Source organism: Mycobacterium sp. UM_CSW (genome assembly GCF_000455205.1).
In the GTDB taxonomy this organism is placed as follows: Bacteria; Actinomycetota; Actinomycetes; order Mycobacteriales; family Mycobacteriaceae; genus Mycobacterium.
The window spans coordinates 18,893-27,003 of the sequence record NZ_AUWQ01000075.1; the positions used below are offsets into that span (position 1 = coordinate 18,893).

At 70.2% G+C, this 8,111-nt stretch carries 8 protein-coding genes and 1 pseudogene; 1 reads left to right on the top strand and 8 read right to left on the bottom strand.

Translation table 11 applies throughout. From position 1 onward, the window contains the following. Positions 1-83: 83 nt before the first annotated feature. The 8 genes and pseudogenes from egtE to N415_RS23525 all read right to left on the bottom strand — a co-directional run bounded on the left by egtE (position 84) and on the right by N415_RS23525 (position 7,371). Positions 84-1,226 (bottom strand): ergothioneine biosynthesis PLP-dependent enzyme EgtE, encoded by a 1,143-nt coding sequence (gene egtE, locus N415_RS23490; RefSeq protein WP_068187231.1) that lies wholly within the window; start codon positions 1,224-1,226, stop codon positions 84-86. Next, entirely contained in the window at positions 1,223-2,188 is a 966-nt protein-coding gene (gene egtD, locus N415_RS23495; RefSeq protein WP_068187232.1) for an L-histidine N(alpha)-methyltransferase, read from the bottom strand. The genes egtE and egtD overlap by 4 nt, the downstream gene beginning before the upstream one ends. Further along, positions 2,185-2,883: an ergothioneine biosynthesis protein EgtC gene (gene egtC / locus N415_RS23500; RefSeq protein WP_068187233.1), complete on the bottom strand. Its 699-nt coding sequence runs from the start codon at positions 2,881-2,883 to the stop codon at positions 2,185-2,187. Before egtC ends, egtD begins: the two co-directional genes overlap by 4 nt. Continuing rightward, entirely contained in the window at positions 2,883-4,178 is a 1,296-nt protein-coding gene (gene egtB / locus N415_RS23505; RefSeq protein WP_068187234.1) for an ergothioneine biosynthesis protein EgtB, read from the bottom strand. Before egtB ends, egtC begins: the two co-directional genes overlap by 1 nt. Then, positions 4,175-5,443, bottom strand: a complete 1,269-nt coding sequence (egtA, locus tag N415_RS23510; protein WP_068187236.1) for an ergothioneine biosynthesis glutamate--cysteine ligase EgtA — start codon at positions 5,441-5,443, stop codon at positions 4,175-4,177. Before egtA ends, egtB begins: the two co-directional genes overlap by 4 nt. A 167-nt stretch (positions 5,444-5,610) precedes the next feature. After that, positions 5,611-6,258 carry a sensor domain-containing protein gene (locus N415_RS23515; RefSeq protein ID WP_152531543.1) on the bottom strand — a complete coding sequence of 216 codons (648 nt, stop codon included), beginning with the start codon at positions 6,256-6,258 and terminating at the stop codon, positions 5,611-5,613. A 170-nt stretch (positions 6,259-6,428) separates the two neighbouring features. After that, positions 6,429-6,859, bottom strand: a pseudogene (locus N415_RS23520) (hypothetical protein). A gap of 128 nt (positions 6,860-6,987) precedes the next feature. Beyond that, the gene (locus N415_RS23525) at positions 6,988-7,371 is read right to left on the bottom strand and encodes a hypothetical protein (protein WP_068187240.1); all 384 of its coding nucleotides are present in this window, start codon (positions 7,369-7,371) and stop codon (positions 6,988-6,990) included. 302 nt (positions 7,372-7,673) lie between these two features. On the opposite strand from N415_RS23525, the gene N415_RS23530 reads away from it, so the two are divergent. Further along, on the top strand, positions 7,674-8,111 hold a 438-nt coding region (locus tag N415_RS23530; RefSeq protein WP_152531542.1), incomplete at its 3' end, for a PE family protein.

An 8,111-nucleotide genomic window follows, 5' to 3' on the forward strand; every position in this document is an offset into this window, starting at 1 on the left:
GCTACCGCACACATGCCTAATAAGAACAGGCTTTTCCGTACTTTCGGTCAAAATTAGGATGGAAATTGACGACTTCGGTATTTTCAGCCCGTCGCGGCTGTCGCTGCGATCAGCGCCTCGGCGAAGGTCTCGAGGTCGTCGGCGGTCGTATCGACGTGCGGGGAAATCCGCAACACCGGCCCGGAGAGTTCTTGCGGCGCGCGCGCCACCCCGGCATAGGTCGTCACAATGCGCCGCTCGGCGAGCAGCCAAGCACGCACCGCTTCGGGGTCGGCGCCGTCGGCGGGGACCAGCGTCGTAATGGCGCTGGGCTCCTCGGCCTCTTCGACCACCAGCCAGCCGTCGACATCGGTCAGCAGGGTGCGGGCGATCTCGCCCACCTCGGCCAGCCGAGCACGGACAGATTCCGGTCCGTATGCCAGATGCTCCCCCACAGCAACCGAAAACCCCACGCGTGCAGCGACATTCGCTTCCCCGAACCCCAGTTGCTGGGCCACCGACAGTTGCGCCGCCCAGCGCGGCGCCGGTAGCCGCGGCGTCAGTCGATCCATCAGCTCGGGCCGCAGGGCCAAGACGCCGACGCCCCGCGGTCCGGCGATCCACTTGCGCGACGACGAATACACGGCGTCGGCGCCCACCGCGCAGTCGATGTGGCCCAACGCCTGTGCGGCGTCCACCACCAGCGGCAGGCCTAGCTGGCCGCAGAGCTTGGCCACCATGGCGAGCGGCTGCACCACGCCCCGGTGGCTGGCCAGCGGGGTGAGATGCACCAAATCGGGTGGGTCGTTCTCTAGTTCGAACGCCGCCTCGTCGAGTTCCAGCCGGCCGTCGTCCAGGGTCGGCAGTGTCCGCACCTCGAACCCGTGGGCGGCCATCACCGCCAGGTTGGGGCCGTACTCGCCGGGCAGGCAGGCCAGCGTGCGCCGCTCGGTCGGCCAACTGCCCAGCAGCAGGTCCAGCGCATGCAGGGAGCCGGTGGTGAACACCACCTCGGCGTCGGGCACGCCGCACAGCGTCGCGACCGCCGCTCGGCCCGCCTCGAGCAGCGGGGCGGCCGCCTCGGCCGCGACGTACCCGCCGACCTCCGACTCGTGCAGCGCATGCTTGGCGGCGGCGTCCATGGCGGCGAAACTCTGGCGCGAGCAAGCGGCGCTGTCCAGGTGTAACCCGGCCACGGGCGGCCGGGCCGCCCGCCACCGCTCGGCCAGCGAACCGCAGAGGCTCACTTAACGGCCAACGACAGCCCGAAGTCGCCCGCTTCGTCGGTCCACCATCGGATCCGGCGCAGTCCGGCGTCGGCCAACTCGGCGCTCACCCCGTCCGGGCGGAACTTGCACGACACCTCGGTCAGCATCTCTTCGCCGTCCGCGAAATCGACGGTCAGGTCGAGCGCGCTGACGCGCACCCGCTGGCTCCGGCCGGACCGCAGCCACATTTCGATGCGCTCCTCGTCGGTGTTCCACCGCGCGACGTGCTGGTAGGCATCGATGTCGAAGTCGGCGTCGAGTTGGCGGTTGATCACCGCGAGCACGTTGCGGTTGAACCGGGCCGTCACACCGGCGGCGTCGTCGTAGGCGCGCACCAGCCGGTCGGCGTCCTTGACCAGGTCGGTGCCCAGCAGCAGGCTGTCCCCCGGCCGCATCACCCCGGCCAGCGTCGCGAGGAACTGCGCGCGCGGCTCGGGGGTGAGATTGCCGATCGTCGACCCCAGGAACACGAACAGCCGTCGCCCGTCGCCGGGGATCTCGGTCAGGTGTTCCTCGAAATCCCCGCAGACGGCGCTGATTTCGACGCCCGGGTACTCGCGCTGGATGGCGGTCGCGGTCGCCGACAGCATGCCGGCGTCGACGTCGAACGGCACGAATCCGCGCAGTGAGCCCCGGTCCCGCAACGCGTCCAGCAGCCGGCGGGTCTTCTCCGAGGTGCCGGCACCCAGTTCGACCAGCGTGTCGGCCTCGCTGGCGGCCGCGACCTCGGCCGACCGGGCGCGCAGGATCTCCGCCTCCGCCCGGGTCGGGTAGTACTCGGGCAACCGGGTGATCTGGTCGAACAGGTCGCTGCCAACCGAATCGTAAAACCACTTGGGCGGCAATGACTTCGGTGTCTGCTGCAGGCCATCGAGCACGTCACGACGCAATGCGTGATACGCCGAGTCGGCGGCCAGGTGGTTGGACAGCGTCAGCGTCATCGAGATCCTTTCGAGTTGAGTGGGGTCAACTGAATCCCCTCCGAGGTGACCTCCACCAGGTGACGGTCCGGCACGTCTTCCCAGTCGGGCGCGTCGTCGTACGGTTCGCTGGCCAGCACCACCCCGTCGTCGCGGCGCAGGATGAACAGGGTGTCGCCCCACGCGGTCGCCACCAGCCGAGAGCCGTTGGCGGCCAGGATGTTCAGCCGCGCCAAGGGGTCGGCCGCGCCGACTTCGGCGATGGTGTCGGCCAGCGCGTCCAGCCCGCGCTCGAAGATGGTGGCCGCGAGTATGGCGCTGTCGCAGACGGATTCGGCCGACGAGGTGAGCGGAAGCACCGCGCGGCCGACGATGCCGTTGTGCGACAACAACCAGCGGCCGTCGGTGAACGGCGCCGTCGCGCTGGCCTCGATCGGCATGCCGACGGTCGCCGAGCGCACCGCTGCCACGACGCAGTGGCTGTGCAGCGCCGGCGCGACCGAGTCGAACGACGCGTCGCCCCACAGCGGCGCCGGGCTGCGCCAGCGTCGCGGCGTGTCACCGTCGAAAAACCCGACGCCCCAACCGTCGGCGTTCATCAGGCCGTGCTTCTGGCGGCGCGGAGCATACGACTGCACCCGCAGCCCGCACGGCGGGTCCAGCACCAGCGACGAGACGCTCACGTCGGCGCCGAGCCAGCCCAGGTGACGGCACATCAGTCGGCCACGTCCCACGCCAGGCGGACACCGGAGAAGATCTGCCGCCGGATCGGATGGTCCCAGTTGCGGAAGCTGGGCCGCACGATCCCCGGCTCGACGGCCCACGACCCCCCGCGCAGCACCCGGTAGTCACCGTCGAAGAAGGGCTGCGAGTAGCGCTCGTAGATCATCGGGACGAATCCCGGCCACGGCCGCAGCGGCGAGGCGGTCCACTCCCAGACGTCGCCCAGCATCTGCTCGACCCCGTACGCCGAAGCGCCCGCGGGGTATGCGCCGACGGGCGCGGGCCGCAGCGCGCGGCCGCCCAGGTTGGCCACGGCGTCCGACGGTTCCTGCTCCCCCCACGGGTAGCGGCGCCGGGCGCCCGCCGCCGGATCCCACGCGCAGGCCTTCTCCCACTCGATCTCGGTGGGCAGCCGGGCGCCGGCCCAGGCCGCGTAGGCCTCGGCCTCGAAATAGGTCACGTGCTGCACCGGCTCGTCGGCGGGGATGTCCTCGATGTAGCCGAACCGCGCGCGGGTGCGGCCGTCCGAACCCCAGAACTGCGGCGCGGTCAGGCCCGCGGTCTGTCGGTGCTGCCAGCCCCGCTCGGACCACCAGCGCGGCTGGTCGTAGCCGCCGTCGTCGATGAACGCTCGCCACTCGCCGTTGGTGACCGGAACCCTGCCGATCCGGAAAGCCGGCACGTCGACGACGTGAGCCGGGCGCTCGTTGTCGAGCGAGTACGGTTCGCTCGCCGCGTCCACCCCCAGCACGAACGGGCCGCCGGGCACCAGCACCGACGTTCCCGCCAGCCCCGGACGACCCGCGGGCAGCACCGATCCGTCGCGTAGCAGCGGCGCGCCGGTGCGCAGGTTGAGCGCCTGCAACATCGTTTCGTCGTGCTGGTTTTCGTGGCTGACCACCATCCCGAAGGCGAACGCCGCTTCGTCTCCCGCGGGGTCGTCGGGCAGGGCGTCCAGCGCGTCCAGCGCGGCGGAGCGCACGGTCCGGCAATAGGACCGCGCGCGCTCGGGGGACAGCAACGGCAGCTCGACGCGGCTGGCCCGGGAGTGTTCGAAGGCGTCGTACAGGCCCTCGACGGCCGGCGGCAGGATGCCCGGGCGGGATGGATCGCCGCCGCGCAGCAACCAGAACTCCTCTTGCTGGCCGATGTGTGCGAGGTCCCACACCAGCGGGCTCATCAACGGGTCGAACTGCCGCCACAGCTCGGCGTCGTCGAATTCGACCAGCCGCAGCGTCCGCGCCCGCGCCCGCGCCATATCGTCGGCGAGCTTTTCCCGGGAAGTCACGCGCCCCCTTGCGGCCAGCGCGCGGCCCTGGAGACCGTGGCCTCGATGCCGTGCTCGATGACCTCGTCGGAGAAGTCGTCGCCGGGACATCGGCCCCGCTCGACTCCGCTGACCAACAGCTGCATCGCCTCGGTCAGTTCCGCCGGCGCCCGGTCGGCCGCGACCGCCACGCACTTGTTGGCCGCCTCGTAGAGCCGCCGGTCGCGCAGGCCGACCCGGGCGGCGGTGTCCCAGGCGGTGGCGACCGGTTCGACGGCCTCGGCCGCGATGTCGGCGGCGGCCGGGTCGTCGAGGAGCGTCACCAAGGTGAACACCACGGCGGGCCAGAGGGCGTCGGGCACGCTGTCGAGGTAGCGGATCTCCAGCCACTGTCTGGGCCGCACCGGCGGGAACAGCGTGGTCAGGTGGTATTCGAGGTCGGCGATCGTCGGGCGCCGGTCACCGAGGAGTGCCCGGCCGTCCACCCAGTCGGCGAAGGGCACCCACCGCGTGACGGCCGTGGCCTCGGGGTTGTGCACCAGCATCACCGGGGCCTTGAGCGCATAGCGCGCCCAGTCGGTGCCCGGGTCGTCACCGCTGGCCCCGAGGATGGGCCCGCACCGCGCCGAGTCCATGTCCCCCCACACCCGCTGCCGGGTGGAGACCCAGCCGGTGAACTCCCCGCCCAGCATCGGGGAGTTGGCGGCGATGGCGATCATCGTGGGGCCCAGGGCGTGCGCCAGCCGGACCCGTGCCGCCCAGCCGTCCCGCGGCCCGGCGTCCACGTTGACCTGGATCGACGCGGTGGACGTCATCATCGCCGCGCCGGCCTCGCCGGAGCGGCTGGAGTGGAAGAACTGTTCCATCGCCTGGTAACGCGCGCCGGGGTTGATGCGCCTCGGCGGCCGCAGCGGATCCGCCCCGAGGAAAACCAGTCCCAGCCCGGCGTCGGCGAAGGCCGACCGCAGCACGGCCTGGTCCCGGTTCATCGCATCGATGGAGGCCAACACCCCGTCGGCGGGCGGACCGGACAGTTCGACGGCGCCGCCGGGTTCCACCGTGACGGCGCTGCCGCCCGGCAGGTTGGGCAGATGCTCGAGCACGTCGGCGATTTCGTCCCAGCCGGGCCTGCGATGCGGGTCGGCCGGGTCGTGGCAATGCCCTTCGAGCTCGAGGCCGATGGACCGCAGCGGTGCATCGGACAGGCAGGTCTCGGCGATGTACGTCGCGGCGGCGGAGGAGTCGACCATCTCGGCTTGGGCGGTGCTGACGGCCGCGGGCGTCATATCACTATCCCTTCGAGGGCCGGGCCGACCCGGCATGGCCGACGGACCGATGGTTGCACCGCTGACGGAGAAATAATCGCCACTACTTCATCTTGCAGATCGCACCGACATATTCCCGTCCTGCCGGACTTTTCCGCGATGGACCACCCGAGTGTCCTAAAACCACGCTACTGACCCAGCGCGTTCTGCATGGCCCCGGCCAGCACGTTGACCGCGGGTCCCGCGTTGCCAGACTGGCAGACCTTGGCCTGCAACAACACGTTTTCACGCAGCCTGGTTTGATCGAAGCACCGACGGTCGGTGCCGGCCTCCTGCTTCGTCCAGTTCGCGTCGCCGCCCGTCGCCGGGCCGCCGTCGAACGACCACACCTGTGTGATGCCGTTGTCCAGATGCATCGCAGTGGTCTGGCCCGAACAGCCTACGGTCCGGTCCACCACACGATGGAACGCCCGGGCCGCGGCGTCGTTGCTGGCGAACACCCCGACGGCCTGCTTGACGAAGTGGGTCTGGTCGTTGGCCGACGTCTGTGTGGTTGCCCCGTTGAACGACGCGAGATCTGGATCGTCGAAGACTTCGGGCAGCCCGATATCGGCCCAGTTGTTGCACACCGGCAGGTCGACCGAATAGCCCTGGAACGGCTGCGTGAACACCGACTCCCAGCCCATCGGTCCGCCGACGATGTTGCCGACCGATCCCTTCGACAGGACCGCGTAGTTCACCACCCCGGGCTCCGACGGGTGAGCGACCGCCGCGGGAACAGCCAGCGCTCCCCCGACCGCCACACCGATGGTCATCACCGCCGCGCCGATGCGCATGGTCATGGGTTTCGATCATGCCAGGGCGGCTGCCGGGTGGCGAACATCGATTATCGGGCCCGGAGCTCCTTCGAGGCCTTCGCGTAACCGCAATCGGCCCAACAACTTTCGGTGCGGCGGAACGAACTGGACCCCGCGTTTCTGTAATGGTTCAAGAAAGGCGGGTATGCCTACGGGCGCGGATTGCCCGGGGTGTTCGGCGCCGGCGCCGGAGCGCTGGGCGTCGGTGTCTGGCTGGGACCACCCGGACCGACGCCCGGCGCCGGACCGCCAGGGCCACCCGGACCGGCGCCCTGCGGCGGACCCCATGGGCCCATGCCCGGACCCCACTGCCCGCCGTACTGCCACGGTCCACCGGGCCCACCAGGTCCGCCGGGGCCGTACATCATGCCGTGATGATGCTTGTAGTGATGCCATGATGGCTGATTCCCATGACCATGGCCCCGGCGAAGAAGACGGTCGAGAGGATGAAAACGATCCCGGCGACGATCACCACCCACGCGGCGGCCACATAGACCTTGGGAGGCTTGACCGGCGCGTACGCGGGCGGGGCCGCGGCGGCGGGCGTCGGTTGCGTTGACGGTTCGGGTGTTTGGGTCATGCCTTGAATATTGCCCCTGTCGCCGACGGCGATAACAGGTCCGAGACGCAATTGTTGCTGAGAATCGAGCGGCCCGGCGCTCGTGCGAGCGCCGGGCCATCGGATATGGGTTTACCGACCCACCGGGACTACGGGGTCCGGGACGGGGCGACGGACGACGGAATCTGGCTGGGTCCCGGGGCGCCTGGGGTCGCCGAAGCGGGCCCACCGCCCTGGACCGCCGCGGGACCACCGCCCGGGCCGCCGGGGCCGCCCGGACCGCCGGGGCCGAAGCGGTGCGGATGCATGAACGCCGCGTGGTGCTTGTGGTGGTGACCGCCGTGGCCGTGATGCCCGAGCGCCATGCCGGTGAAGAAGATCACCGAGATGATGAACACGACTCCGGCGACGATGGCAACCCATGCCGCGGCAAGGAAGACCCGAGGGGTCCGGTACAGCGCCGGCGCTGCCGCCGGCGCGGGTTCGGTTGCGGTAGCTGTCCGCACAGTTGGGGTTTCAGATGTTTCACTCATGAGACAAATGATGCGTGCGTCAAGAGTAGTTATGGCTATGCATTAGTTAAGTAGCAGCTATGAGCTAAAACCCGGTTCTACCTGGCCAAATCCCGGGGCCGCTAGCCGATCGGCGCGGCGGTCCCCGACACTGGGGCGCTCGACCGACCTGGGCGCTTGTGACGTGGCCGGGGCTCGGCTAAACCGCAGATCCGGCCGTCGCTGCGTTACCGTGAATCGGTCCTGATCACCCTCCATCGGCGCGTGCAGCGAGCGAAGGTGCGGGACGTTCCTTGTCTGTCGCGACCAGTGAGAGGTGCGGGATGTCGTTTGTGATCGCAGTGCCGGAGGTGGTGGCGTCGGCTGCTTCGGATGTGGCGGGCATCGGGTCGATGATCGGCGCGGCCAAGGCCGCGGCGGCGGCTCCGACCACCGGGGTCCTGGCCGCCGCCGGCGACGAGGTGTCGGCGGCGATCGCGTCGGTGTTTTCCACCCACGCGCAGGAGTTTCAGGCGCTCAGCGACCAGGCGGCAGCGTTTCATAACCAGTTCGTCGAGGCATTGGCCGGCGCCGGCGGGTTGTATGCGGGCGCGGAGGCCGCCAACGCCTCGCCCTTGGCGAGCCTGCTGGGGGTGATCAATACCCCCACCGAGCTGCTGCTGGGGCGCCCGCTGATCGGCAACGGCGCGAACGGCGCCGCCGGGACCGGGGCCGCCGGCGGGGCCGGCGGGATCCTGTTCGGCAGCGGCGGCAACGGCGGG

Excerpts from the sequence above, each read along its gene's own strand:
- egtC (WP_068187233.1), bottom strand. The coding sequence starts at position 2,883 with ATGTGCCGTCACCTGGGCTGGCTCGGCGCCGACGTGAGCGTCTCGTCG.
- egtD (WP_068187232.1), bottom strand. The coding sequence starts at position 2,188 with ATGACGCTGACGCTGTCCAACCACCTGGCCGCCGACTCGGCGTATCAC.
- egtA (WP_068187236.1), bottom strand. The coding sequence starts at position 5,443 with ATGACGCCCGCGGCCGTCAGCACCGCCCAAGCCGAGATGGTCGACTCC.
- N415_RS23525 (WP_068187240.1), bottom strand. The coding sequence starts at position 7,371 with ATGAGTGAAACATCTGAAACCCCAACTGTGCGGACAGCTACCGCAACC.
- N415_RS23515 (WP_152531543.1), bottom strand. The coding sequence starts at position 6,258 with ATGCGCATCGGCGCGGCGGTGATGACCATCGGTGTGGCGGTCGGGGGA.